Origin of the sequence: Stappia stellulata DSM 5886 (genome assembly GCF_000423705.1) — a bacterium.
Taxonomy (GTDB): domain Bacteria; phylum Pseudomonadota; class Alphaproteobacteria; order Rhizobiales; family Stappiaceae; genus Stappia; species Stappia stellulata.
Genome location: NZ_KE384083.1, coordinates 20,418 through 47,048 on the forward strand (window position 1 = coordinate 20,418; position 26,631 = coordinate 47,048).

The 26,631-nt window shown below is 63.8% G+C and carries 21 protein-coding genes and 1 pseudogene; 3 read left to right on the top strand and 19 right to left on the bottom strand.

Features of this window, described 5'->3' with window-relative positions:
* Positions 1 to 3 precede the first annotated feature (3 nt).
* From narJ to G572_RS26845, 4 genes and pseudogenes are all read right to left on the bottom strand, one after another.
* Positions 4 to 708 (bottom strand): nitrate reductase molybdenum cofactor assembly chaperone, encoded by a 705-nt coding sequence (narJ, locus tag G572_RS0117295; protein ID WP_029059547.1) that lies wholly within the window; start codon positions 706 to 708, stop codon positions 4 to 6.
* Positions 708 to 2,231, bottom strand: a complete 1,524-nt coding sequence (gene narH, locus G572_RS0117300) for a nitrate reductase subunit beta (RefSeq protein ID WP_029059548.1) — start codon at positions 2,229 to 2,231, stop codon at positions 708 to 710. The genes narJ and narH overlap by 1 nt, the downstream gene beginning before the upstream one ends.
* Positions 2,228 to 5,968 carry a nitrate reductase subunit alpha gene (locus G572_RS0117305; protein WP_029059549.1) on the bottom strand — a complete coding sequence of 1,247 codons (3,741 nt, stop codon included), beginning with the start codon at positions 5,966 to 5,968 and terminating at the stop codon, positions 2,228 to 2,230. The genes narH and G572_RS0117305 overlap by 4 nt, the downstream gene beginning before the upstream one ends.
* 60 nt (positions 5,969 to 6,028) lie before the next feature.
* Positions 6,029 to 8,853: pseudogene (locus G572_RS26845) on the bottom strand (nitrate/nitrite transporter).
* 246 nt (positions 8,854 to 9,099) lie between these two features.
* Between G572_RS26845 and G572_RS0117320 the strand changes: the two are divergent.
* Entirely contained in the window at positions 9,100 to 9,810 is a 711-nt protein-coding gene (locus G572_RS0117320) for a helix-turn-helix domain-containing protein (protein ID WP_245566251.1), read from the top strand.
* Positions 9,811 to 9,840: 30 nt separating this feature from the next.
* Here the strand turns inward: G572_RS0117320 and G572_RS0117325 are convergent, their stop codons facing one another.
* The 12 genes from G572_RS0117325 to G572_RS0117380 all read right to left on the bottom strand — a co-directional run bounded on the left by G572_RS0117325 (position 9,841) and on the right by G572_RS0117380 (position 21,104).
* Positions 9,841 to 10,512, bottom strand: coding sequence for an NnrU family protein (locus tag G572_RS0117325; protein WP_029059552.1), 672 nt, complete (start codon positions 10,510 to 10,512; stop codon positions 9,841 to 9,843).
* Between the two features lie 9 nt (positions 10,513 to 10,521).
* Positions 10,522 to 11,727, bottom strand: a complete 1,206-nt coding sequence (locus G572_RS0117330; protein ID WP_029059553.1) for an NnrS family protein — start codon at positions 11,725 to 11,727, stop codon at positions 10,522 to 10,524.
* Entirely contained in the window at positions 11,724 to 12,146 is a 423-nt protein-coding gene (locus G572_RS0117335; RefSeq protein ID WP_029059554.1) for an Rrf2 family transcriptional regulator, read from the bottom strand. Before G572_RS0117335 ends, G572_RS0117330 begins: the two co-directional genes overlap by 4 nt.
* Before the next feature lie 181 nt (positions 12,147 to 12,327).
* Positions 12,328 to 13,305 carry a YeiH family protein gene (locus G572_RS0117340; protein WP_245566252.1) on the bottom strand — a complete coding sequence of 326 codons (978 nt, stop codon included), beginning with the start codon at positions 13,303 to 13,305 and terminating at the stop codon, positions 12,328 to 12,330.
* Positions 13,306 to 13,412: 107 nt separating this feature from the next.
* A complete protein-coding gene (locus G572_RS0117345) occupies positions 13,413 to 14,594 on the bottom strand; it encodes a UxaA family hydrolase (RefSeq protein ID WP_029059556.1) in 1,182 nt (393 codons plus the stop codon).
* An 11-nt stretch (positions 14,595 to 14,605) separates the two neighbouring features.
* The gene (locus G572_RS0117350) at positions 14,606 to 14,896 is read right to left on the bottom strand and encodes a UxaA family hydrolase (RefSeq protein WP_029059557.1); all 291 of its coding nucleotides are present in this window, start codon (positions 14,894 to 14,896) and stop codon (positions 14,606 to 14,608) included.
* 12 nt (positions 14,897 to 14,908) lie between these two features.
* Complete coding sequence (locus tag G572_RS0117355) at positions 14,909 to 15,907, bottom strand: zinc-dependent alcohol dehydrogenase (protein WP_029059558.1); 999 nt, start codon at positions 15,905 to 15,907, stop codon at positions 14,909 to 14,911.
* On the bottom strand, positions 15,904 to 16,671 hold the full coding sequence (locus G572_RS0117360) for an SDR family NAD(P)-dependent oxidoreductase (RefSeq protein ID WP_029059559.1): 768 nt from the start codon (positions 16,669 to 16,671) through the stop codon (positions 15,904 to 15,906). The genes G572_RS0117355 and G572_RS0117360 overlap by 4 nt, the downstream gene beginning before the upstream one ends.
* 8 nt (positions 16,672 to 16,679) lie before the next feature.
* A complete protein-coding gene (gene hisD, locus G572_RS0117365; RefSeq protein ID WP_029059560.1) occupies positions 16,680 to 17,987 on the bottom strand; it encodes a histidinol dehydrogenase in 1,308 nt (435 codons plus the stop codon).
* Between the two features lie 12 nt (positions 17,988 to 17,999).
* Positions 18,000 to 19,328, bottom strand: coding sequence for a TRAP transporter large permease (locus tag G572_RS0117370; protein ID WP_029059561.1), 1,329 nt, complete (start codon positions 19,326 to 19,328; stop codon positions 18,000 to 18,002).
* A 9-nt stretch (positions 19,329 to 19,337) separates the two neighbouring features.
* Positions 19,338 to 19,844: a TRAP transporter small permease gene (locus G572_RS0117375; protein ID WP_029059562.1), complete on the bottom strand. Its 507-nt coding sequence runs from the start codon at positions 19,842 to 19,844 to the stop codon at positions 19,338 to 19,340.
* A 117-nt stretch (positions 19,845 to 19,961) separates the two neighbouring features.
* A complete protein-coding gene (locus G572_RS0117380; protein WP_029059563.1) occupies positions 19,962 to 21,104 on the bottom strand; it encodes a TRAP transporter substrate-binding protein in 1,143 nt (380 codons plus the stop codon).
* A gap of 361 nt (positions 21,105 to 21,465) precedes the next feature.
* Here G572_RS0117380 and G572_RS0117390 point away from each other — a divergent pair, with 361 nt between their 5' ends.
* Complete coding sequence (locus tag G572_RS0117390) at positions 21,466 to 22,518, top strand: LacI family DNA-binding transcriptional regulator (RefSeq protein WP_029059564.1); 1,053 nt, start codon at positions 21,466 to 21,468, stop codon at positions 22,516 to 22,518.
* 333 nt (positions 22,519 to 22,851) lie between these two features.
* On the opposite strand, the gene G572_RS0117395 is transcribed toward G572_RS0117390, so the two are convergent.
* The 3 genes from G572_RS0117395 to G572_RS0117405 all read right to left on the bottom strand — a co-directional run bounded on the left by G572_RS0117395 (position 22,852) and on the right by G572_RS0117405 (position 25,886).
* Positions 22,852 to 23,190, bottom strand: a complete 339-nt coding sequence (locus G572_RS0117395) for a hypothetical protein (protein ID WP_156884706.1) — start codon at positions 23,188 to 23,190, stop codon at positions 22,852 to 22,854.
* Between the two features lie 134 nt (positions 23,191 to 23,324).
* Positions 23,325 to 24,830 carry an aldehyde dehydrogenase (NADP(+)) gene (locus G572_RS0117400; protein ID WP_029059566.1) on the bottom strand — a complete coding sequence of 502 codons (1,506 nt, stop codon included), beginning with the start codon at positions 24,828 to 24,830 and terminating at the stop codon, positions 23,325 to 23,327.
* Positions 24,831 to 24,971: 141 nt separating this feature from the next.
* Positions 24,972 to 25,886: a dihydrodipicolinate synthase family protein gene (locus G572_RS0117405; RefSeq protein WP_029059567.1), complete on the bottom strand. Its 915-nt coding sequence runs from the start codon at positions 25,884 to 25,886 to the stop codon at positions 24,972 to 24,974.
* A 103-nt stretch (positions 25,887 to 25,989) separates the two neighbouring features.
* Between G572_RS0117405 and G572_RS24495 the strand changes: the two genes are divergently transcribed.
* Positions 25,990 to 26,631 carry a GntR family transcriptional regulator gene (locus tag G572_RS24495; RefSeq protein ID WP_037547394.1) on the top strand — a complete coding sequence of 214 codons (642 nt, stop codon included), beginning with the start codon at positions 25,990 to 25,992 and terminating at the stop codon, positions 26,629 to 26,631.

A 26,631-nucleotide genomic window follows, 5' to 3' on the forward strand; every position in this document is an offset into this window, starting at 1 on the left:
TCCCTATTCGCCTGCGTGCCGCGACGCGTCTGCGACCGGCGCATCCATGCGCGAAAGCATGTCGCGCACCTGCGGACATCCGGCGTTCGGGTCGGGGCCGAAACGCACTTCGCTTTCCTCCCAGACCTCGTCCAGCGCTTCCAGATCGTCGGGATCGACTTCGGGTTGTTCCAACAGTTCGGCCACCGTGGCCCGATCCGCCCGGTTGCCGCTCAGTTGAAGCAGCGCAGCGAAAACCGCGGCATAGGCGCTTTCGCGCCGCGAGAGACGGGCATTCAGGGCCTCCAGGATGTGAGCCGCATCGGCCAGGATGGTTTGCGTGTCCGCGAACGGCTGCGTCGCCAGGAATTCCAAAAGGACGGGCAGATGATCCGGAAGCTCACAGGTGGCCGGTTCAAAGCCCCCGTCCCTGTAGGTCTCCAGCAGGCTGACCATTGCCCCGCCCCGGTCGCGGCTCTCGCCGTGCACATGCTCGAAAAGGTTGAGCGACAGGGTGCGCGAGCGATCGAAGAGCGTCACGTAGCGCTCCTCGAGGTCGTAAATGTCGCCTCTGCCTATCTCCTCCACCAGCGGGCGCAGGGCGCGACGGGCGGCTGCCGTCAGACGTGAATCCGCCGCCAGAATGGCACCGACCTCCGGCATGTCGTGCTGCAGGGCCCGTGTTGGATAGCTGAGGATCAGCGATATCGCTTTCAGGGTGCGATCCATCACATCACCTCCTTGGGCATTTTCAGGGGTTTCTTGGAGCCGCCGAACAGTGACCCGCCGGACGTGCCCGAGGAACAACCGTTGCCGTCGGTGAAGCCGCATCCGCCCTTGAGGTCGTAGGCGTCCTCGACCTGTTCGCGGTGCGTGGTCGGGATCACAAAACGATCTTCGTAATCGGCCAGGGCCATGATCTTGTACATGTCCTCGATCATGGCGCCGGTCAGGCCGACCCGTGCGGCAACGGCCTCGTCGTTGACGCCGTCCACCGTCTTGGCGCGCATGTAGGAGCGCATCGCAAGCATGCGTTCCAGAGCGGTTGCCACCGGTGCCTCGTCGCCTGCCGTCAGCATGTTGGCGAGATAGCGCAAGGGGATGCGAAGATTGCGGACGTCCGGCATGTCGCCGTCCATGCCGATGGATCCCGCTTCCGCGGCATTCTGGATGGGACTGAGCGGGGGCACGTACCAGACCATCGGCAGCGTCCGGTATTCGGGATGCAGCGGAAAGGCGACCTTCCACTCCATTGCCATCTTCCAGACCGGGCTTTCCTGCGCGGCCTTGATCCAGTCCTCGGGAATGCCGTCGGCGCGCGCGGCCTCGATGATCGCCGGATCGTTCGGGTCGAGAAAGACGCCGAGCTGGGCATCGTAGAGATCCGTCGTCTCCGGCGCGTTTGCCGCTTCCTCGATCTTGTCGGCGTCATAGAGCATCACGCCGAGATAGCGGATCCGCCCGACGCAAGTTTCAGAACAAACCGTGGGATTTCCGCTCTCGATGCGCGGATAGCACAGCGTGCACTTCTCCGATTTGCCGGTGGACCAGTTGTAATAGACCTTCTTGTAGGGACAGCCGGAGACGCACATGCGCCAACCGCGGCATTTCTCCTGATCGATCAGGACGATCCCGTCTTCCTCGCGCTTGTAGATCGCACCCGAGGGACATGACGAAACGCAGGTCGGATTGAGGCAGTGCTCGCACAGACGGGGGAGATACATCATAAAGGTGTTCTCGTACTCCCCGTAGATCTCCTTCTGGATGCCCTCGAAGTTGTAGTCCTGCGAGCGCTTGGAGAACTCGCCGCCCAGGATTTCCTCCCAGTTCGGCCCCTTCTCGATCTTTTCGATCCGCTCGCCGGTGATCTTCGAACGGGGCCGCGCGGTCGGAAACGCCTCCATCTCCGGAGCCGATTTCAGGTGGTCGTAATCGAAGTCGAAGGGCTCGTAGTAGTCGTCGATCTCCGGCATGTTCGGATTGGCGAAGATGTTCGCCAGAATCCGCCACTTGGCGCCCTGCTTGGGCTGGAGCTTGCCGGATTTCGTCCGCTCCCAACCGCCCTTCCAGCGTGCCTGGTTTTCCCAGTCGGTCGGATAGCCGGTGCCGGGCTTGGTTTCCACGTTGTTGAACCAGGCGTATTCGACGCCGTCGCGGCTGGTCCAGACGTTCTTGCAGGTGACGGAGCAGGTGTGGCAGCCGATGCATTTGTCGAGGTTCAGCACCATACCGATTTGCGCACGGATTCTCATTCTGCGGCCTCCTTCGCGGTCGCTTCGCCGTCGAGCCAGTCGACTTTCTGCATCTTGCGGACGATGACGAATTCATCCCGGTTCGATCCGACGGTCCCGTAGTAGTTGAACCCGTAGGACTGCTGGGCGTAGCCGCCGATCATGTGCGTCGGCTTGAGCACGGTGCGCGTGACGGAATTGTGGATCCCGCCGCGCTTGCCGGTCTTCTCGGACCCGGGCGTGTTCACGATCTTTTCCTGGGCGTGATACATGAACGTGGTGCCGTCCTTGATCCGCTGGGACACGACGGCCCGGGCGGTCAGCGCCCCGTTGACGTTGTAGAGTTCCACCCAGTCGTTATCGACGATCCCCGCGATCTTCGCGTCGTTCTCGGAAATCCAGATCACCGGACCGCCGCGGTTAAGCGTGAGCATCAACAGGTTGTCGGTGTATGTGGAGTGGATCCCCCACTTCTGATGCGGCGTGATGAAGTTCAGCACCACATGCGGAACGCCGTCGCGCGCTTCGGCGTTGATCTCCGCGCCGACCGTCTTCAGGTCGACAGGCGGGCGGTAGGACATGAAGCCCTCCCCGAACGCGCGCATCCACAGATGGTCCTGGTAAAGCTGCTGACGCCCCGTCAGCGTGCGCCAGGGAATGAGCTCGTGCACGTTGGTGTAGCCGGCGTTGTAGCTGACCTTCTCGCTTTCGATGCCCGACCAGGTCGGCGACGAGATGATCTTTCGCGGCTGGGCTGCGATGTCGTTGAAGCGGATCTTGTTGTGATGTTCGCCATCCGCCAGATGCGTGTGCCCGCGTCCGGTCGCCTTTTCCAGCGCCTGCCATGCCTTGACCGCAACCTCGCCGTTGGTTTCCGGCGCCAGCATGAGGATCACCTCGCAGGCGTCGATGGCCGTTTCGATCTTCGGCCGGCCGGCGGCCGTCCCTTTCGTGTGCACCCCGTTCAGGGCGGAGAGATTGTCGATCTCGCTCTGGGTGTTCCAGCTGATGCCCTTGCCGCCGTTTCCGAGCGTGTCCATGAGCGGACCGAGCGCGACGAAACGGTCGTAGATCGCCGTGTAGTCGCGTTCGACGGCAATGAAATTCGGCGCCGTCTTGCCCGGGATCAGGTCGCATTCACCCTTCTTCCAGTCCTTGACCTGGTCCTGCGCGATCTCGGCGGGCGTGTCGTGCAGGATCGGAAGCGCGACGATGTCGGTTTCCTTGCCGAGGATTTCCGGCGCGACGTCCTGCACCTTGCGGGCGATGGACTTGAAGATCTCCCAGTCGGACTTGCTCTCGTAGGCCGGATCCACCGCCGCCTGCAGCGGATGGATGAACGGGTGCATGTCCGAGGTGTTCATGTCGTCCTTCTCGTACCAGCTGGCCGTGGGCAGGACGATGTCGGAATAGACGCAGGTGGTGGACATGCGGAAATCGATGGTCACCAGAAGGTCGAGCTTTCCGCGCGGTCCTTCCTCGTGCCATTTCGCTTCCCTTGGGAGCTGACGTCCCTCCTCGCCCAGATCCTTGCCCATCACGCCGTGATCGGTGCCGAGCAGGTGCTTGAGGAAATACTCGTGCCCCTTGCCGGAGGATCCCAGGAGGTTGGAGCGCCAGACGAACAGGTTGCGCGGCCAGTTGGCCGGGTCGTCCGGATCCTGGCACGACATCTCCAGATCGCCGGACTTGAGCTGCTCGGCGACATAGGCGGGAATGTCCTTGCCCGCCGCCTTGGCGGCCTTGGCGACCTCCAGCGGATTGGTCTTGAGCTGCGGAGCGGACGGCAGCCAGCCCATCCGCTCGGCGCGAATGTTGTAGTCGATCAGGCTTGCATCCCAATCGCCCGCCGGCGCGGTCGGCGAGAGGATCTCGGACGCGGCCAGCGTTTCGTAGCGCCACTGGTCGGAATGCGCGTACCAGGCGCTGGTCGAGTTCATGTGCCGTGGCGGACGGTTCCAGTCGAGCGCGAAGGCGAGCGGCTGCCAACCCGTCTGCGGACGAAGCTTCTCCTGTCCGACGTAATGCGCCCAGCCCCCACCGGACTGACCCACGCAACCGCACATCACCAGCATGTTGATGACGCCACGATAGTTCATGTCCATGTGGAACCAGTGGTTCATCGCAGCACCGATGATGATCATCGATTTGCCGTTGGTCTTTTCCGCGTTTCTGGCGAACTCACGCGCGACATGGATGATCTTGTCGGCGGAAACGCCCGTGATCTTTTGCGCCCAGGCGGGTGTACCGGGCATCTCGTCGGCAAAATCGCTCGTCACCCAGTCGCCGCCGAGCCCGCGATCCAGGCCGTAGTTGGCGCAAAACAGGTCGAACACGGTCGCAACCAGGATCTCGCCGTCCGGCGTGCGAACGCGTTTGACCGGGATGTTCCGCGTGAGAACATTGGGATGGGTGGCGTCGGTCTGGAACTGGCCGATGGCCTCGCCGCCGAAATAGGGAAAGTCCACCCCGACAACGTCGTCGTGATCTTCCTCAAGCACGAGGCTCATCTTCAGCTTCGTGTCGGCCTTGCCGGCGCGTTCCTCGAGATTCCACTCGCCATCTTCGCCCCAGCGGTATCCGATGGACCCGTTCGGTGCGACGAAGCCGCGCGACACCTCGTCGTAAGCGACGGTCTTCCATTCCGGATTGTTGGCTTCGCCGAGCTTGCCGTCGAGGTCGTCGGCGCGCAGGAAGCGGCCGGGGACCACCCTGCCGTCCGTCTCGTCGAGCCGGACCAGCATCGGGAAGTCGGAATACCTGCGGCAATAGTCCTCGAAATACTCCGTCTGCCGGTCGAGATGGAACTCGCGCAGGATCACGTGGCCGAAGGCCATGGCAAGAGCTGCATCCGTGCCCTGCTTGGCATTCAGCCAGACGTCGCCGAACTTCGCGGCCTCGGAGTAATCGGGACAGATGACCGCGGATTTGGTGCCCTTGTAGCGAACCTCGGTATAGAAATGCGCGTCCGGCGTGCGCGTCTGGGGCACATTCGATCCCCAGAGCAACAGGTAGCCGGCGTTGTACCAGTCGGCGCTTTCGGGAACGTCCGTCTGCTCGCCCCAGGTCATCGGACTTGCCGGCGGCAGGTCGCAGTACCAGTCATAAAAGCTCATGCAGACGCCGCCGAGCAGGCTCAGGTACCGCGACCCGGCCGCATAGCTGACCATCGACATGGCGGGGATCGGCGAAAACCCGAAGACCCGGTCCGGTCCGTAGGTCTTGGCGGTATAGGCATTGGCGGCGGCGACGATTTCCGTCGCCTCGTCCCATGTCGCGCGGACGAACCCGCCCTTCCCGCGGGTTTCGACATAGGAGGCGCGCAACACCGGATCGCTCTGGAGCCTGGTCCAGGCTTCGATCGGGCTCAGTCTTTCGCGCAGTTCACGCCAGACCTTCATCAGCCGGCCACGCACCAGAGGGTTCTTCACCCGGTTCGCGCTGTAGAGGTACCAGGAATAGGACGCGCCACGGGCGCAGCCGCGCGGTTCGTGGTTCGGCAGGTCCGGCCGCGTGCGCGGATAATCCGTCTGCTGGGTTTCCCAGGTCACGATGCCGGACTTCACGTAGATCTTCCACGAACAGGACCCCGTGCAGTTCACGCCATGGGTCGAGCGCACGATCTTGTCGTGCCGCCAGCGGTTCCGGTAGGTGTCCTCCCAGTCGCGGTTTTCGCGGGTGACCTCGCCGTGACCGTTCGAGAAGGTTTCAAGCGTCTTGGGCGTCAGGAAGTTCAGTCTGTCGAGCAAGTGGCTCATGTCGTCATCTCCTGTGGCTCCCCGTCGCGCGCGGGCCGCGCGACCGGGTGCGTGGATGGGTCAGCACGGCACCGGTGCGTTCTTGCGGCTGTAGAAAATCCAGGTGATCGCGATGCAGACCACGTAAAAGGCCAGGAAGCCCCAGAGCGCGCCGTTGGGAGCACCCGTCATGGAAATCGACGTGCCGTAGGCCTTGGGAATGAAGAAGGCGCCATAGGCGGCGATGGCCGAGGTGAAGGCGATGATCGCAGCGCTTTCGCGTTCGGACTGTTTCAGCGTCGCCGCCTCGTCCAGCTCCGGCATCAGCCGCGGCACCTCCCGGCGCATGATCGTCGGGATCATCTGGAAGGTGGAGGCATTGCCGACCCCGGTCAGGAAGAACAGCGCCATGAAGCAGGCGAAGAAGCCCCAGAAGTTACCGGCAGGGCTTGCCGCGGACGGCAGAAACTGCAGCACGCCCCAGACCGCCACGATCATGCCGAGGAACGTCCAGAAGGTGACGCGCCCGCCGCCGAAGCGGTCGGAGACCCATCCCGTGGCAGCACGGCTCAGTGCCCCGACCAGCGGCCCGAGGAAGGCGTATTGCAGCACGTTCACATCCGGAAACTGCGTCTTCATCAGCAGCGGAAAGCCTGCGGCATAGCCGATGAAGCTGCCGAAGGTGCCGGTGTAGAGGATGCACATCACCCAGTTGTGGAAGCGCTTGAAGATCACCGCCTGGTCACGGAAGGAGGCCTTGGCGTCGGCGATGTCGTTCATGCCGAACCAGGCGGCGACGGCGCTGAGCACGATGAACGGCACCCAGATGAAGCCGGCGTTCTGGATCCAGAGTTGGCTGCCGTCCTCGAGCGTGACGGGTGCGCCGCCGAGCGCGCCGAAAACCCCGGCGGTGATCACCATCGGCACGACGAACTGCATCACCGAGACGCCGAGGTTGCCGAGACCGGCATTCAGCGCCAGGGCGTTGCCCTTGGTCTTTTTCGGGTAGAAATAGGCGATGTTGGCCATCGACGAGGCGAAGTTGCCGCCACCGAAGCCGCACATCAGCGCAAGCAGGAGAAACACCGAATAGGGCGTGTCCGGGTCCTGTACGGCAAAACCGATGCCGAGCGCCGGCAGCAGCAACGTCGCCGTCGAGATCGCGGTCCATTTCCGGCCGCCGAAGATCGGGATCATGAAGCTGTAGAAGATCCTGAGCGTCGCTCCCGAAAGACCCGGAAGCGCGGCCAGCCAGAACAACTGCCCGGTCGAATAGTCGAAGCCGATTGCCGGGAGCTTGGCGACCACGACCGACCACACCATCCATACCGAGAATGCCAGCAGCAGGTTGGGGATCGAAATCCAGAGATTGCGGGCCGCGATGGCATAGCCCCTGTCCTTCCAGAAGGCCTCACTCTCGGGTTGCCATTCGGTCAGGGTCGCCCCCTGCCGGCCGAGGCTCGTGTTTTTAGTCAGCATGAAAACGGTCCTTTCAGACGCGGATTGCGAGGGCGGCCGAACCTGTTCTCGCCGGCCGCCGACCTATCAACTCAGACCGCCGGCCGGGTGGCTGAACGGGACGGCAGCGAGGCCGGGGCGGGATGCGGTTCTTGCGGCACGTCGGAGAGGAACGTCTCACCGGCCAGAGCCGGATGGCGGGCGCGCTCCATGCGCCGGATGGCGACATGCATCCACACGGTCGAGATCGCGACGATGACGAAGAGCAGCATGAAGGGAGCGGTCCAGACCCCGGTCAGATCGAGCAGCACGCCGAAGGTGATCGGCAGAAAGAAGCCGCCGAGACCACCGATCATGCCCACCAGACCGCCGACCGAGCCGACGTGGTGCGGGTAGTAGACCGGGATGTGCTTGTAGACGGCCGCCTTGCCGAGGCTCATCAGGAAGCCGAGGATGACCGTCATCGCGACGAACACCCCAACCGACAGTCCGAAACTGAACTCGATCGGCCCGGTGATGCCCTGCACGACGTAGCTCGTCTGCGGGTAGCTCATGATGAAGAGGATCGCGAGCGAGCCGATGAACGTCAGATACATCACGAAGCGCGCGCCCCATTTGTCGGACATCCATCCGCCAAGCGCGCGAAAGACCGAGCCGGGAAGCGAGTAGAGGCCCGCAAGGACACCCGCGGAGGTCAACGCCATCCCGTAGGCACCGACATAGTAACGCGGCAGGAAACTGGCGAGCGCGACGAAGGCGCCGAAGACGAAGAAGTAATAGGTGGCGAAGCGCCAGACCTGGATGTCCTTCAGCGGCTCGAGCATCGATCCGGCAGACACCGGACCGGCGCCCGTGCGTCGGCGCTCTTGCTGGACCGGGTCCGTCTTGGCCAGCAGGTAGAAGAGAACCGCGACAACCGCGAGAACGATGGCGTAAACCCGCGCGGTCCCTTCCCAGCCAAGGGCGACCACCAGAAACGGCGCTGCGAAATTCGTCACGGCAGCACCCACATTGCCGGCCCCGAAGATGCCGAGCGCGGTGCCCTGGTGCTCCTTGTCGAACCAGCGCGAGGTATAGGCCACGCCAACGATGAAGGACCCGCCGGCCAGCCCGAGCCCGAGGGCTGCGAGAAGGAAGATCTCATAGGTCTGCACGCTGGTCAGCAGCCAGACCGCGACCGCCGTCACCAGCATCTGCAACGGGAACATGATCCGGCCCCCGAACTGCTCGGTCCAGACCCCCAGGAAAATCCGGCTCACGGAGCCGGTGAGAATCGGGGTTGCGACCAGCAGACCGAACTGGGTGTCATTCAGCCCCAAGTCCTGCTTGATCTGGACGCCGATGATCGAAAAGATCGTCCAGACCGCAAAGCAGACCGTGAAGGCGAAGGTGCTGAGTCCCAGGGCCCGGTACTGATCCGAACGCGACACGCCGTCGAGTGTGTGCATGAGCTGTCTCTCCAAACCTGTGTACCCGCGCATTGACCCGCGACAGGCATGGAGAGAGAACTGCGGGACAAACGGCCCCGAAAGGTTGATCCAGATCAATTCTTCCCGAAAAGTCGTTATAAATAAATGACTTATAGAAAAATGTCACGTCACGGACGATTGGCGATCAAGGCAGGTTGAAATGCGGATCAATTCATTGCTTGATAATTGTCAAGCAATCGAACACTGGCAATGAGGTGGGTACACGTGCGCAAAGAGATGCCCGAGTCGGATTATCCGGACATCCGGGAGCTCCATTTGTTTTCCGACATGGCCCATGAGAACTTCATGTCGCTCATGCGCGGGGCCTATGTGCAGGCCTTTCCGCCCCAGATCGAAATGATCACCGAGGGCGACCCCAGCGATTTCCTGCATGTCGTGCTGACCGGTTCGGTGGATCTTTTCTGTAGCTGGAACGGGCGCGAGACCAGCATGGCGACCGTCCGCCCGATCTCCACATTCATCCTCGCCGCGACGATAAGGGATGCGCCCAATCTCATGTCGGCGCGAACGCTCGAGAAGAGCCGTATCGCCCTGATCCCGAGCCAGGATGTCCGCGCCGCCTTCAATGCCGACAGTGATTTCGCGCGGGCGATCGTGACCGAACTGGCGCAATGCTACCGGTCTGTCATCAAGACGCAGAAAGACCTGAAACTCAGAACCTCGTTGGAGCGCCTGGCGAACTTCATCCTGCGCCAGCAAAAACGCGCGGACGGAGGGGCCGGGTTCGATCTGCCTTTCGAGAAGCGCAGACTGGCGTCCTTTCTCGGCATGACGCCCGAGAATCTGAGCCGCGCGTTCAAGGGGCTTCAGCCCTATGGCGTCAGCGTGAACGGCACCCGGATCACCATCAAGGAGCAGAGCGATCTGGAGACATTCGCAAAACCCAGCCCGCTGATCGACGACCATTCGACTTGACCGCAAGCGGGCAATTGTCGGCAGCCAACCCTAGGACAGCGGGTTCACGCCGAAAAGCCACGGATGCGCCTGGAGAAGCGCCGCATAAAGCGCAACCCCGGCGCCGATGCGCAGGCACAGCTCCCGCCAGGACGCCGGTTTGGACATCACCGGCTGCGCCGCGACGGCCTTGCGCAATTCGATCCACCGCGTGCCCATTTCCCGCTGCTTGCGCCGGTCGACCAGCCGTCCGCCCATCAGGGCGAAGGTCGCGAAAACGCCGAACAGGAGCACATGCGCCAGATCGCCGTTCGGGACGAGATGCGCGCCAGCCCAAAGGGCAAGCGCCAGCAGCAGCGGATGGCGCACAAGCCGCACGATACCGGGACGGGCCGGATCGAAGCGCCCGTCACCGGCGCCACCGAAGGAAAAGGGGTTGGGACGCCCGATGGACAGAGCCAGGATCAGGCAAGCGCCCAGCATCAACACCAGCGTCAGCCGGTTCTGCCAGGGCGCCCAAAACCACAGGGCGACATGAGGCGCACGACCGGCTGCGCCGATGAGCCATGCGAGAACTCCCAATGAGAGCACCGAGTAAACGAACGTGAAGCCGCGCGGGCCGAACCAGGCAACCAGGACGGGCCGCATTGGCGGTCGGATCGGCACGGAATGCGTGAGCAGAAACGCCGCGAAGGCGAGCGCGAATTCGCCCCATCCGGTCATGCGCGTCCCTCACCCGGCCTTGCCCGGCGGACGCCGGAACAGAGAGGGACCATAGGCGGCTGCAAAACCGGCGAAGGCCGCGAACCACAGGCCGGCGGACACCGCGTAGAGAAGCATTGCCTCTCCGGGCCAGGGCACCGTCGCGACGCGTGCAAGCACCGACGTTACAAGAGCTGCATAGATCGCAAGCGTTGCCGCTCCGGCGTGCAAGGAGCGCCCGGTATGGCCGAGGGTTGCCCGCGTCATCACCGCCAGTGTCATCAGCCCGATCGCACCGCCCATCCACAGATGTTGCGCGGCTGTCCGTCCCGGCTCATTCCCGACCAGGATCGCCCAACCCAGCAGCAGCGCGCCAAAGGGCAAGAAAGCATAGCCCACGTGCAGCACCGTCACCAAAGGTTCGGCGAACGTCCGCTCGCCGGCCCATCGCGCGAGACGGCCAAGATGCAACACGCCGGCCACGACCAGGGCTGCTCCGGCCCAAGGGCTGAGCGGCGTCGCGATCCACAGGAGCAACGACACAAGCAGCACCCCGAGCGCCAGCTTGTCGAAGCGCTGCATGGGCGGAACCGGCAAGCGTCCTGACTTGCGTTTCGCCAGCCAGTTGCGCGTGAATGAAGGAACGATGCGCCCGCCGATCACCGCGATCATCATCAGCGCGGCGCCAAGGCCGATCCGCAATCCGGCCCCGCCGGCGGCATAGTCCCCGCGTGCGGCCTCCCAATGGAACACGGCATTTCCGACGATGAAGACGGTCAACATGGCGAGCACGATCAGATTGCGCCAGTTCTTTCCCGCGACAATTTCCCGCCCGACTGCCAATGCGAAGACGACCGGGAAAGCCAGGTCGACGACGGCGACAAGAAGTGGCGGAAGCCCGGCGGAAAAGGCAACGGCCGCGCGCCCCGCAAGCCAGATCAGCGCGAGGATGGCGAGCCGCCAGCCGACGATCGGCAAACGTCCGGTCCAGTTCGGCACGGCCGTGAGCATGAAACCGGCGATGACTGCTCCCAGATACCCGTAGAGAAACGCATGTGCATGCCATGACACCGGATCGAAGGCGGTCGGCAGGACGGTGCGACCGGTCAGCATTGCCAGCCAGAGGCCCATGGCGAGTGCGGCCCAAACCGCCGCGCCCAGGAAAAACGGGCGAAATCCGTAACTCAGGAGCGCGCTTCCCCGCCAGGCGCGCATCTGTGCGGCCGTGGAGGTCATCGAACAGCCTCCCGCGGTGCCGGAAGGGGGCAGTCCGCGAGGGTGTAGAGGTTCAACTCTTCGATGAACCGCTGGCGACCGCCGGCGAGGATCCCTTTCAGCCGGCACGCGGGCGCAACAACACAGGCCCCGCCATCGGCCTGGAAACATTCGACCAGAGCGCTGCGCTGCTCGAGCACGGCGACGATGTCGCCGAGCCGCATTTGCGCGGCACTGCGGGCAAGAACCGCACCGCCGCCCCCGCCCCGCCGTGTTTCGACGAAGCCGGCGGCGGAAAGCGCGGCAACAGCCTTTGCAAGATGATTGCGCGAAATCCCGAATTCGCCGGCGAGCTCTGCCGTGGACAAGGCCCGCCCCGGCTCACCGGCCATGCGCATGAGCGCGCGCAATCCGAAATCCGTAAAGGCTGTCAGTCGCATCGCCAACTCCACAATCAAGAGGTGGCCCGATCTGTACCCCTTTAAATCGGCATTTCAAATACCAATTGATGGCCGCGACGCATTCTGCGGCGACATGTCACGCGCGTGGTCCGGGTGGAGGGCCTCACCGAATTCCGGCCCGGATCTTTGCGAATTGCGGTCTGGCGGCAGCCGTCCGTATTCAGAAGGCAACGGTGCCGACGAGGCCGATCTCCACCGCGATCAGCGCCATGGTCAGCAGGAACAGGGTTTCCACGAGGATCACGGCGACGTGCTGCCAACCGAGTTGAAGCATGTCCTTCATGTTGGTGCGCACGCCAAGCGCGGAGATCGCGATCACCAGCATCCAGGACGAGGCATTCACGCTGATCGACGTGACGACCTCGGGGATGGCGACGAAGCTGTTCAGCGTGGTCAACGCCGCAAAGCCGACGACGAAGAGCGGCAGGCGGACCTTTCCGCTACCGCTGGCACCGGAGCGGGCAAGCGCCAGGACAACGATGATCAGCACCACGGGAAGCATGGCCACCCGCAAGAGCTTGATGATTGTCGAGACATCGCCCGCCTCGGCGGAAATGGAATAGCCGGCACCAACAGCCTGCGCGACATCGTGGATCGTCGCGCCGACCAGGAACCCGCTTTGCCCGTCCGTCAATCCGAGCAGCGAGAACAGGATCGGATAGATGATCATCGCGATGGTCGAGACCGTGGTCACGGACACGACGGTGAACAGCGTGTTGCGTTCCGTCTTGTCGTTGTGCGGGATGATCGAGGCGATGGCGAGCGCCGCCGAGGCGCCGCAGATCGCAACCGACCCACCGGTCAGCAGCGAAAAGCGCCAGCCCTTGCCGAAGATCCGGCCGCAGACGAAGCCGCAGCCGATGGTGAGCGCCATCAGACCGATGATTGTCAGGAAGGTGGACAGGCCGAGCGAAGCGATATCCGCCCCCGTGATGCGCATGCCGAGCAACACGATGCCGCCGCGAAGCAACACCTTGGAGGCAAACTCGATGCCCTTGGCAAAGCGCTCGTCACTCTCCAGGAAATTGAAGGCCATGCCGATTAACAGCGCGAACAGCATGACCGGCGCGCCGTAATGCTCGCCAAGGAACTTCGCGGCCGTCGCGACCGTGGCGGCGAGCAGGAGACCCGGGAACAAGGGGCCCCATCCGGATTTTATTTTTGCAAGCGAAGCTGAAACCACAATGCACCTGTGCGGCTGCCCGGACAATGGGTCCGGGCAGCGTTGTATGTCGATACAGAGGTTTAGGCGCTGCGGTAGAGCTTTGTCATCGAAAATTCCCGATGGCCGAGTGCCTCAGCGGCTGTTGCGCGCCCATTGGAGGTGCGACGGATCATCTCGATCAGCTCGTCGCCCGCCTCGTCGATGGTCATCTCGCGGCGCAGGATCCCGGACACATCGACGTCGACGTGCTCGCTCATCGTGCGCACCGTGCGCGGGTTCGCCGTGATCTTGATGACCGGCACGATCGGATTGCCGATCACATTGCCCTGCCCCGTCGGGAAGGTGTGCACGACGTAGCCGCCCGCCGCCATCAGGGTCACGCATTCGGCCGCCGCCGAGGAACTGTCCATGAAGTAGAGGCCCTTGCCGGACTTCGGCGCCTCGGCCGGTTCCAGAATGTCGATGAACTCGGACGTGCGGCCGATCTTTTCCAGATTGCCGAGCGCCTTTTCCTCGATGGTCGTCAGACCGCCCTCGATGTTGCCCTTGGTCGGCTGGCTGTCGGAGAGATCGTCCGTCTGATGGGCGAAGATGACATCGTCCTGATAGGCCTTCCACATCTTGTACCAGCGCTCGCCGACTTCCTCGTTGATCGCCCGCTTCTGGCAGATGTGCTCCGCGCCGGTGATTTCCGAGGTCTCGCCGAAGCAGCCGTAGATGCCTTCGGGCAGGAGCTTGTCGTACATGTTGCCGACCGTCGGGCACGACCCGAGACCGGTCGTCGTGTCGCTCTCGCCGCATTTGGTGGAAACCCAGAGCTCGGAGATCGCGCATTCCTCGCGCTGAAGCTCCGAGGCGAAATGCACGAACGCCTTGGCCGTGCGCGAAGCGTCCATGATCGTCTTCAGATCGCCGTTCTGCTCGATGGAAAAGCCCTTCACCGGTTTGCCGGTGGCGGCGATGCCGTCGACGACCTTCTGCGTCCAGCCCGGCTCGATGCCGATCACCACGCAGGCCGCGACATTGGGGTTGGCGCCGGTGCCGATGATGGTGCGGAAATGCAGATCGAGATCCTCGCCGAACTGCAGGCGCCCATAGGCATGCGGGATGGCCAGCGTGCCCTTGATGTTGTTGGCAACCGCCTCGCAGGCCGCGTTGGAAATATCGTCCAGCGGCAGAATGACCACATGGTTGCGCACGCCCACGCGGCCGTTCTCGCGACGGTAGGCGTTGATGGTGATGTTTGAATATTTCGAAGCCATGGGATCCGTCCTTACCAGCGCTTGGTCTTGCAATTGTGGGTGTGGACGTGAGCGCCCTTCTCGATGTCGGCGACGAACTTGCCGATGTCCTCACCGTATTTGATCGCGGTGTCGCCCGACTTCAGATCGCTCAGCGCAATCTTGTGGCCGATGGGCACATCCGCCTTCGATGTCAGGCGAAACGTCGAATTGTCATGCGTGACGCAGCACAGCATGTCGGTGCCCGCCTTGAGCCCCTCGACGACGACGACACCGACGTTGTCCTCCGCTTGGTGGACGAGCAATTGAGGAATTTCGGCCATCCGGCTTTCCTTTCAGGTCAGATGTGGTTTCAGGATGATCTTCGGCGCGTCGACCGAGCCGGAGAGAAGATCGGCGAATGCCGCCGCGCCCTCCTCCAGCGGGCGCTGACGCACCCAGTCGAGCGCGCCCAGGCGACCGTCGAAAATGGCGGCCGCTGTCTCGCGGAAGTCGTTTGCAGTGTAGGTGTAGGTGCCGATGAAGGTGATTTCCTGCAGCGTCATGCGGCGGATATCGAGGCCGTCGCTGGCCTGCCCCAGCCCGATGTGAACGATCACGCCGCCCGGCGCCGCACGCCGGGACGCCTCCTCGCGTGTTGCCGAATAGCCCACCGCATCGACAATCAGGTCGAACATGCGATCCGCATCGACGGCTGCCGGGTCGCGGGCGTCGAGCTTCACCTGGTCGACGAGACAGGCACAGCGCGCGCCATTCGGTTCCACCACGGTGACATCCCCCGCCCCTTGCGCCCTGAGAGACAACGCCGCGCCGACCCCGATGGCGCCACCGCCGATCACCAGAACGCGGGCCTCTTGAAGCGGCTTGAACAGCGTCCGTGCCGCCATCCTCGCCGCGTGCCAGCCGCAGGCAATCGGTTCCGCAAGCGCCGCGTGATCGAAAGACACGTGATCGGGAACCGTCACGAGATTGCGCTCGGGGATGGTCAGGAATTGCGCGAACGCGCCTTCGCGCGGCGGCATGGAAATGATCTGCCGATGGCTGCAAAGGTTTTCGCGGCCCGAGCGGCACGCATCGCACGTCATGCAGGTCACCAGCGGATTGACGGTCACGCGCCGTCCGGTGTCCGGGCCGGAGACGATGGTCCCCGCGGCCTCGTGACCGAGAATCAAGGGCGCGGGGCGGCGCTCGTCATGACCCAGGTAGGCATGCATGTCGGAGCCGCAGATACCGACGCTCTCGACACGCACGAGCGCGTCGCCCTCGGCCGGGACCGGTCGCTCGGCGTCCCGGAATTCCAGCGTCTTCTCGCCGGTATAGACAAGTGCCTTCATTTTGCGGTGAACCCCCCGTCGACCATCAGCGTCTGGCCGGTGACGTATCCGCCTGCATCGGAACACAGGAACAACACGGGCCCGTCGATGTCGCTCGGTTCGCCATTGCGGCCGATGCACGTCGCTGCCGCATTGCGCGCGGCGCGCTCCGGATCGGCGAAGACGGCGGCCGTCAGTTCGGTGCGAAAGAAGCCCGGACCGATGGCATTCGCCGTGATGCCATCGGAAGACCAGGCCTGCGCCATGGCGCGCGTCATCTGCACGACCCCGGCCTTGGTCGCGCCATAGGCCAGACCGCCCGGAAACGCCCGGTGGCTTTGCAGCGAGGCAAAGTTGAGGATACGCCCCCAGTTCCGTTCCCTCATCCCCGGCACAAACGCCTGCGCCAGAAAAAAGGGCGCGGCCAGATTGAGGTCGAGCGTGACGTCCCAGCCCTCCCGGGTAATCTCGTCCGCCGGTTCGCGGGTGTTGATGCCGGCCGCATTGACCAGAATGTCCGGTGCGCCGAAGACATCGGACACGCCCGCCGCGATCCCAGCGACCGCATCGCGCTGCGACAGATCGCCGACAACATAAGCCGCCCTGTCCCCGGCATCACGCGCCCAGCCCTCGAGAGCGTCGGCCCGGCGCGCGACACCGACAACCTTTGCCCCGGCGGCGAGCAACACGTCGGCAGCGCGCCGGCCAAGTCCGGCACTCGCTCCGGTGACGCAGGCGGTTCTGCCGGTCAGCTCGAACAATGCGGAGGGAGACGGAACGGACATGGCTGCTCTCACATCCCCGAGGTCAGGTCGAAGGTCTCGTCGGGGAAGTATTTCTTCAGCCGGATGTCCGCGGTGCGGGCGTGGCCTTCCATTCCCTCAAGCCGCGAAATGCGCGCCGTCGCCTCGGCGACCGGCTTTGCGCCGTCGCGGGTGGCGCGCTGCCAGGTCACGATCTTCATGTATTTGTGAACCGAAAGGCCGCCGGTGTAATTTGCAGCCCCCGAGGTCGGCAGCACGTGGTTGGTGCCAGAGGCCTTGTCGCCGAAGGCAACCGTCGTCTCCTCGCCGAGGAACAGCGATCCGTAGCACTGCAGGCGCTCCAGCCACCAGTCGAGGTCCTGCGCCTGCACCGTGAGATGCTCCGGCGCATAGTCGTCGGAGGTTGCCGCCATCTCTTCCCGGTCGTCGCAGACGATCACCTCGGCATAGTCGCGCCAGGCGGCTTCCGCGTTCTTGCCGTTCATCTCCGGAAGATCGGCGATCAGGCGCGGGACGATCTCCATGACCTTGTGCGCGAGCGGCTCGTTGTCGGTCACGAGCCACACCGGCGAGTTGTAGCCGTGCTCCGCCTGGCCCACGAGATCGGCCGCAACGATTTCCGCATCGGCCGTTCCGTCGGCCAGGATGAGACTGTCGGTCGGCCCCGCGAACATGTCGATGCCGACACGCCCGAAGAGGATGCGCTTGGCTTCCGCGACGAACTGGTTTCCGGGACCGACAAGAATGTCCGCCTTCGGCAGGTCGAACAGACCGAAGGCCATGGAGGCCACGCCCTGCACGCCGCCCATGGCAAGAATGGTGTCGGCGCCGCACAGGTCGGCGGCATAGATGATCGCGGGCGCGATGCCGATATCGGGGCGCGGCGGCGAGCAGGCGGTGATGCTGCCGCAACCGGCGACCTTGGCCGTCGTCACCGTCATGATCGCAGACGCGATGTGGCTGTAGCGACCGCCCGGGATGTAACAGCCGGCGGCACGCACCGGGATGCTCTTCTGCCCCGCGACAAGCCCCGGCACCACCTCGACCTCGATGTCCTTCAGCGTGGCTTTCTGGGCCTCGGCGAAACGGCGGACATTGTCATGGGCGAACCGGATGTCCGTCTTCAGCTTTTCCGGCACCTTGGCGACCGCTGCATCGATCTCCGCGCGCGAAAGCTTGATCGCCCCGTCGTAGCGGTCGAACTTCGCTGCATACTCGCGGGCCGCCGCCTCGCCCCGGGTCTCGATGTCATCGAGGATGGACTGCACGGTGTCACGTACGTCGGAGGCACCGCTGGTCGGCGTGAGATCGGCTTTCTTGAGGTATTTGCGGGACATCCGAAACGGCTCCTACTGGTAAATGGCTGGAAGCAGCGTCGTGGAGATCGCCGGCACGAAGGCGATCAGCAAAACCACGATCAGCATGCAAAGGACGAAGGGCACGGCGTAGACGGCGATCTTGAGGATCGATTCACCGGTGAGGCCCGAAACGACGAAGAGGTTCAGTCCAAGGGGCGGCGTGATGAAGCCGACGCCCAGAGCCGTGATCATCATGATGCAGAACTGGATCTCGTTCATGCCGATGTTGTCGGCGAGCGGCTTCAGGATCGGCGCCAGGATCACGATGTTCGGTGTTGTCTCCATCACGCAGCCGGCCGCGACCAGGATCAGGATCATCATGACGATCAGCACGGTGGGGTCTTCCGAGACGCCGGTGGCGGCCGCCACGAAGCCCTGCGGCACGCCCATGATGGCAAGCGCCTGCGCCAGCGGCAGCGAGAAGGCGATGATCGGCAGGATGACGCCGTTGACCTTTGCCGAACTGATCAGCATCGAGGGAAAGTCGGAGAGCTTCAGCGTCTTCAGGATGAAGCCGAGAATGATCGTCACGATTACCGCCGTGGCGCCCGCCTCGGTCGGCGTCAGCCGGCCGGAAAAGATCCCGTAAAAGATGATCCCCGGCACGAGGAATGCATACCAGCCGGACTTCAACGTGGTCCCCAGACGCGCGCCCCACTCACCGAAGGTCATCGGCGCGCCGCCCTCGAAGGAGTAGATCCGGTTCATCACGATGTTGGTGATCAGGATGGAGAGCAGGATCGCGACACCGGGAATGACAGCGGCGAGAAACAGCGTCGAGGCCGAAATCCCGAGCACGAGGCCGATGATGATATAGGCGATGGACGGCGGGATCAGGATGCCCGTACAGGCGCCGGCGGCGACCAGGGCGCAGGCGTAGGGGCGCGGATAGCCGCTCTCCACCAGGCGCGAGATCGTCATGCGCCCGACGGCCGCCGCACCGGCGGCATCCGAGCCGGAGATCGCCGCGAACATGCCGCAGACCAGGACCGTCGCGGAACCGAAACCGCCCTTGGTCCAGCAGGTCAGCGCCTCGGCGACATCGAGGAACTTGCGACTGAGACCGGTGCGCACAAGCACGTCGCCGGTGAGGATGAAAAGCGGGATCGCCGTCAGAGCGAAGGCGTCGATGCCGTCGAACAGGGATTCACCCAAAAGGGAGAGCGGAAGCGCGCCCGACAGATAAAGCATGGCGATTGCAGCCGCGCCAATCGCGGCCCACACCGGGATCGCAAGCGCGCACATCGCGACGAAGATCAGGACCGGCAGGTAGAAGTCCCACCCGAGCTCGACCGTGTTGAGTTGTTGTTGCCACAGCATCGCGCGCCCTCAATCAAACATCTTGTTGCCTTCGAAGACCGGCGCACCGGTTCGAAGCGAGTTGAGATCGTGGGCGAATGACTGAATGAGCCGGACGATCATCAGCGAAAAGCCGATTGGCACCGCCATCAGGAACCAGACCTTGGACACCCGCAGGCCGTCGGTGACGGAGCCGAACTTCCAGGACACGAGGACGGTTTCGAACGACCAGTAGAGCGCGACGAGCGCGACCGCGAACATCACGACATCGCCGAGGATGTAGATGAAGGCTTTGCCACGCGGCCCGAGGTAATGAAGGATCACGTCGATGCGGATGTGGGCACGCTCGCGAACCGCCGCGGCTGCACCGATCCAGGCGAGGTAAATGAACGAGTAGCGCACAATCTCCTCGCCCCAGATGGACGAATAGGCAAAGACCTCCCGCCGCACGACCTCGATGGCCATCGTCAGTACGAGCATGACGTAGAAGCCGAGGAGCGCCCATCGCTCCGCGTTTTTGTTCAGGGTTTTCAACATGGTCGCTGCACCCGGTTTCAGGCACAAAGGTGCCGTTGGCGGAGATGATCCGCAGGCGATGTGCGTCTGGAGCTGGAGCCGGCGCCCGAGAGGGCGCCGGCCAGATCATCCACGGCGTCAGGCGTCGTGGACGTAATAGCGACCCATGGTGCCGGCCGCTTCGTCAAACTGGGCGAAGGTGTCCATGGAGCCGGCCAGATCGGCCTTGAACCCATCCCATTCACTGCGCTGGTAGCCGCCGGCCTCTTTCCATTCCGCCAGCTGGTCGTCGCTCAGCGAATGGAATTCGACACCCGACTTGCGAAGTTCCGCCATCGCGTAATTGCGGGCGGCGGGGACCTTCGCCAGATTCTGCTGCGCGGTGATCTCGGAGGCAAACTCGATGCCTTCCTGAACGTCGACCGGCAGGCTGTTGAACCATTCCAGGTTGCACGAATAGATCTGGCTGTCGGGGACCGCCTGCGTGAAGGTCACATGGCTCAGGATATCCTTGAAGCCGAAGACATAGAGCGCGCCGACCGAGGGATCGAGCGCATCGGCCACACCCTGCTTGATGGCCGAAGGCGTTTCGCCCCAGGCGACCGGCGTCGGATTTGCCCCGACCAACCGGTAATACTGCTGCAGCATCTCGGAGCCCGGCACGCGGAACTTGACGCCCGACAGGTCGCCCGGCGTCATCACGACATTGCCACCCTTGCGAATGGCGACAACGCGCGGATCGATCACCACGTAGAACAGCGGCTTGAAGCCCTTGGCCTCCACCTTCGGATGCACCTGATCCTTCCAGGCCCTGGAGGTCACGAGGTTCACGAACCGCTGGTTGGACCCGCAAAAATACGGAAGGTTGATCAGGTCGGCGGCCGGCGCGAAGGGCGCAAAATTCGAGATCGAATGCTGCGCCGCCTGGATGGTCCCGCCCTGAACCTTCTGGACGAGCGCGCCGCCGGCACCCAGCTGTCCGCCCGGCGCAAGCTTCACATAGACCTTGCCGTTGGTCGCGTTCTGGATGTTTTCCTTCAGATCGAGCTGCAGGATCGGATAGCTGCGAGACGCCCCGAGCACATAGGCCGTGGCGATCGTCATCACGTGATCGGCTGCCGCCTCGCGCTCCCGCTCTTCCTTCGCCGTCTGGGCCGTGGCCTCCGACGACCAGAGCATGCCACCGGCCCCGGCAACCAACGCGGCGGTAAAGGCGCCCGCGCCGGTCAGCTTGAGAAAGTTGCGGCGCTCGTCCGATTGGATCGTATCGTCTGCAGTCATGTGCTTCCCTCCCAGTCAGCATTTTGAATAGTTACTTCTGATCAGCGCGCTTTTCGGCCTTCAACACGGCGACAACGAAACAAACCGTTGCGACGACGAGAAGCCCAAGCTCACCCAGATTGCCAAGCGGTGACGCCCATCCGGCGGATGCGAACAAGACATTCGCAAAAAACAGGGCGAACGAAATCGCTGCCAACATCAAAAACATCGAAACCTCCCAACGACGTCCTCCAACGCCGACTTGCCATTTGTAAGCGCTTACATCGCAAATTGCAAGCCCTTACATGGCAGCAATGCGCGCGGTTTGCGAAGCTGAGAAAACCCAGTATATCTGATTGCAAACAAGGGATCCGAGCCGCCGATGGAGCCGAAATCGCCAAAGTCCGATCTGCCGACACTGGAAGATGTCGCGAGGGCCGCCGGCGTATCAACCGCAACCGTCTCTCGGACCCTGAACTCTCCGGATCAGGTTTCGGAAGGCACGCGCTCGCGCGTGATGGCAACCGTTCGTGCATTGCGCTACTCGCCGAACTTCGGAGCACGGGCGCTGGCCGCCAAGCGCACCAACACATATGGCGCCGTCATTCCGACAATGGAAAACGCGATCTTCGCGCGCGGGCTGGAAGCGTTCCAGAAGGTACTGGTCGCCAATGGTGCCACGATGCTGGTGGCGAGTTCTTCCTACGATCCGGCAATCGAGGAGGACCAGATCCGCACGATGGTGGCCCGTGGCGCCGACGGGATCCTGCTGATCGGCACGCAACGCGACCCCGAGATCTACGACTTCCTGAAGGAACGGCATATTCCGGTGGTCATCGCCTGGACCGGGACGGGCGTCACCGCCCTCTCCTGCGTCGGTTTCGACAATGAAGACGCCGCCGGCAAGCTGGCCGCCAAGGCCATCGGCCTGGGCCATCGTCGGATCGCCTTCATCTCCGCATATACGAGAAACAACGACCGCGCGCGCGACCGTGTGGCGGGTGTCCGACACGCGCTGGCTACCGCAGGTCTCGATCCCTGCGACATGCCGCTCCTGGAAACGAAGTATTCCATCCAGTGCGGGCGCGATGCCTTCGTCGAGCTGATGCATGCCCGCCCGCGACCGACGCTTGTCATGTGCGGCAACGACGTCCTTGCGGCCGGCGCGGTACGCGCCGCGCACGAGCTTGGCCTCGACGTTCCCGCCGACGTCTCGATCACCGGCTTCGACGACATTGAACTGGCAACCGTCATCTCGCCGGCCCTGACGACGGTGCATGTGCCGCACCGCAAGATGGGCGGGCTTGCCGCCGAGGCTCTGCTCGCCCAGGTCCGGGACAATTCCGCGCCCAAACAGACCACCCTGGAAACCCATATCGTGGTGCGCCAATCCCTGGCGCCCCCCGGCTCGCGCACAAACGAGATGGCGGACTGACGCTGCGCTGCGCCCAGATCGGACGCGAGGGGGTCACAAGACCAGGTGGCAGGCCGCCCGAGACGCCCTGGTCGACATCGTGCGCCGGCTTTCGCTCCAACTCGGACCGCAGGGCATCACCGCGGACTCGGTCGCGCCCGGCTTCATACGCTCCAATCCAACGACGGAACGCCAGTGGTAGGCGAAGGCCGCTGACGGCCAGGAGCGTTTGCTGGGCTCCATCCACACCAAACGCCTCGGCACGGCGGAGGACATCGCCGCCGCAACACTCTATCTCGCGTCCGGTCGGCCTCCCGGATCACCGGTCAGACTTTCGGTGTCGACGGAGGCCGTTCATGAGCGACCCGGTTCTTGCGCGGCTCCAGGCCAACCGCCGCCCGCGGCGGCTTCGCGATGAAACCTCCGGGGCAGCAGAAGATCGCGCGCGGCCTGACGAGCCTTGGCGTCTGGTATCTCTAATATGTCAGCTTCCCGCTGCTCGATCTGGCGCTTGCCCCGATGCTGATCTTCTCGACCTCGCTGGACGGCAACGCCTTTCCGCGCCGAGCGCATCGGCGCCGCGCGCTGGATCGCGGCGCTGGCCAGGTTCGCAGGCGTGGTGATCGCCTGCTTCGGACCGGCGGGGCTTCCCGGGATTGCAGGCGCGGCCCGCGCCGCCGCGCTGGTGATCATGAACCGCATTCGCGGAAACGCCGGCATGGAACACGGTGCTCGGCATGGCGATCATTGTCTCGAGCACGATCTATCTGGCAGTCGCGGAACACCGGCGGGGGCTTGCCACCGCGCACCGGCAAGCCCCCCTCGCGTCAAAGCGCGTCGGCCGGCAACAGATCCGTCGGCAGGTTTTGATAGCTGACCGGCCGCAGGAACCGGCGGATCGCCATGGTTCCGACCGAGGTCGCTCCGAAATTCGTCGAGGCGGGGTATGGCCCGCCATGCACCATGGCGTCGCACACCTCGACACCGGTCGGAAACCCGTTTGCCAGGATCCGGCCGGCCTTGCGCTCAAGCACCGGCATCAGCCGCGCGGCCAACTCACGGTCCTCGGCGTCCATCTGGAGCGTGCAGGTCAGCTGCCCCTCCAGCGACCTGGCAATCGCCAGCATCTCGTCGGCATCCGCCGCCGTCACAACGATCCCGAGCGGCCCGAAAACCTCATGCAGCAAGCCATCGCTCGCCAGAAGCTCATGCCCTTTGACACGATACAGCTGCGGCTCGACGGACCGGTCCCCGCACCCGCCTTCGAACAGGGTTTCGACACCGGCAACCGAGCGAACCGTCTCGCGGCCGGCCTGAAACGCGGCCGCGATCCCCTCCGTCAGCGTGACCTGGCTTGCAACGGCGGAGAGGCTTTCCACCGCCTCCGCAACAAACGCGTCCGCATTCATGCCTTCCGGCAGGATCACGACACCGGGATTGGTGCAAAATTGCCCCGCTCCCATGGCGAGCGATGCCGCCCAACCACGCGCAATTTCTCCCGCGCGTGCGTTGAGAGCCGCCGGGAGGATGAAGACCGGGTTGACCGCCCCGAGCTCGCCGAAAAACGGGATCGGCTCGCTGCGGGCCGCGCATAGATCGAAAAGGGCCCGTCCACCGCCAAGCGACCCCGTGAAGCCGACGGCCTTGATCAGCGGATGCTGAACCAAAGCCGCGCCGAGATCGTTGGTGTTTCCCTGCAGGAGCGAAAACACCCCGGGGTGAAGGCCTTCCGCCTCGATTGCGGCGGCAAATGCCTGCGCGACAAGGTCACTGGTGCCGGGGTGGGCCGGATGCCCCTTGACCACCACCGGGCAGCCGGCGGCCAATGCGGAGGCGGTGTCGCCACCGGCGACCGAAAAGGCCAGCGGGAAATTCGAGGCACCGAACACGGCGACCGGTCCGACCGGACGCTGGACCAGCCGGATCTCCGGACGCGGAAGCGGTGCACGGTCGGGAAGCGCGGCATCATGGCGGCGGTCGAGATAGGCGCCGGCCTCGATATGGTCGGCGAACAGGCGCAGCTGTCCCGTGGTGCGGCCGCGTTCACCTTCGATCCTGGGCACGGGAAGTCCGGTCTCACGGGTCGCCATCTCGGTGATCTCCGCCCCGCGGGCCTCGATCTCATCGGCGACCCGGCGCAGAAACCGGGCGCGCGTTTCACGCTCGGAGTAACCGAACGACCAGAACGCCTCTTCGGCCGCAGTCACCGCCGCATCGACCTCGATGGCACCTCCCACCGGAAACGCCAGTGGTTCACCGGACACCGGTGCGGAGCGAAACGTCGCGTCTGCGCCGGTCCATTTGCCGGCGATCAGGTGCTTGCCGATGATCATGCTTGCCTCGTAGTCAGAATGAAAGAAGGACGGGGAGCGATGCCCCCTCGCCCGTTTGCGCGAAACATGAGGATTTCTAAAGCAAAACAGCGCCTTACAAAACCCTGTCTCCCGCTCTTGCCGGCCTGGATGCCGTCAATCTCAGCAGGACCCGACGTCAATGCCGAGCGATGCAACATCCGGTCGGACTGCCAGTGCCGCCTCGACAACCGATGTCACATGCCCGCGCAGCGCGCCGGACAGCGGCAGACGCGGTTCGCGAACCCGGTCGTTGGAGCCAATCGCAACAGCCTCGGCGAGCTTGATGTTCTGCACGAGGTTCGTGGAGACGTCGAGATCGAGAAGCGGGCGGAACCAACGGTAGATCGCGCGCGCCTCTTCGAGGCGCCCTGCCTGGACCAGCTTGTAAATCGCCACGGTCTCTCTGGGAAATGCCACGACGAGACCCGCCACCCAGCCATGCGCGCCCATCACAAGGCTTTCCATGGCGATGTTGTCGACACCGGTAAAGACGTCGAACCGGTCACCGAAACGCGTCAGCACCTCTGTCACGCGCCGGATGTCGTCGGTGGATTCCTTCATCGCCACGATCAGTTCCTCGCGGGCGAGCTCCTCAAACATCTCCGCCGTGACATCGACCCCGTAAGCCACCGGATTGTTGTAGACCATTACCGGCTTTCCGCCGGCACGGGTGACGGAAAGCGTGTGGTTGAGGGTTTCGGCGGGTGCCGAACGATAGGGAACGCCGGGCAGAACCATGAAGCCATCCGCGCCGGCTGCCGCCGCAGCCCTTGCCGCTTCCCGGGCACGGCGCGTGGAACTCTCGCAGATCGTCATCAAGACCGGCGCCCGCCCGGCCACGGATTTCGCAACGGCCAGGATCTCGAGCTTTTCCTCAGGCTCCAGCGTCATCGCCTCGCCAAGCGAGCCGCAAACGATCAAGCCGTCGACCCCGGCCTCCATCTGAAGCGCGAAACACCGCTCCATCTCCTTCGTGTCGAGCGCATCTTCGCTCGTGAACTTCGTCGTTACCGCCGGGAAAACACCACGCCACATGAGGCCACCTCCAGTTTCTGATATATCAATGATATTCACAGCTGATTGCACAGTGTCAAGCTCTGATATATCAAGCCGGAAACGTGCCCTATGGAGAGACAGAGTGGAAACGTCGAACACCTCCCAGGCGCATGCCGCCTATCTCTTTCTCGAGGAAAGAATCGTTTCCCTCGAGCTGCGACCGGGCAGCGCGCTGACAGAAAAGCAGATCATCGAGCAGGTCGGACTGGGGCGGACACCCGTCCGCGAGGCGATCCAGCGCCTGTCCTGGGAGGGGCTTCTGGAGATCGTCCCCCGATCAGGGATCGTCGTCTCCGCCATTCGCCCGGAAGACTATCTGCGGGTCATGGAGCCCCGCCTCGCACTGGAACCGATCTTCGCCCGCAAGGCCGCGCGCTTCGCGGATGCCTCGCATCGCGCGCGTCTGGCAGAGTGCGCCACCATCATGGAGAAAGCGGCCGAGACGTCCGACGTTTCGGTTTTTCTCAAGGCGGACAAGGCGTTCGACGCCATCCTCGACACAGCCTGCGCCAATCCCTACTTGTCGAAGGTGCTTGCCCCCTTGCAGACCCATTCCCGCCGCTTCTGGGTTCGCTACAGCAGAGACCGGGATCTCGCCACATCGGTAGACCTGCACCGCCGGGTGATGTCGGACATCTCCCGACAAGACGAGGAGGCCGCGGCCGAAAGCATGACCATCCTCATGCAGGCGTTAAACGACGTGGCGTTGTCCCTCACACGATGA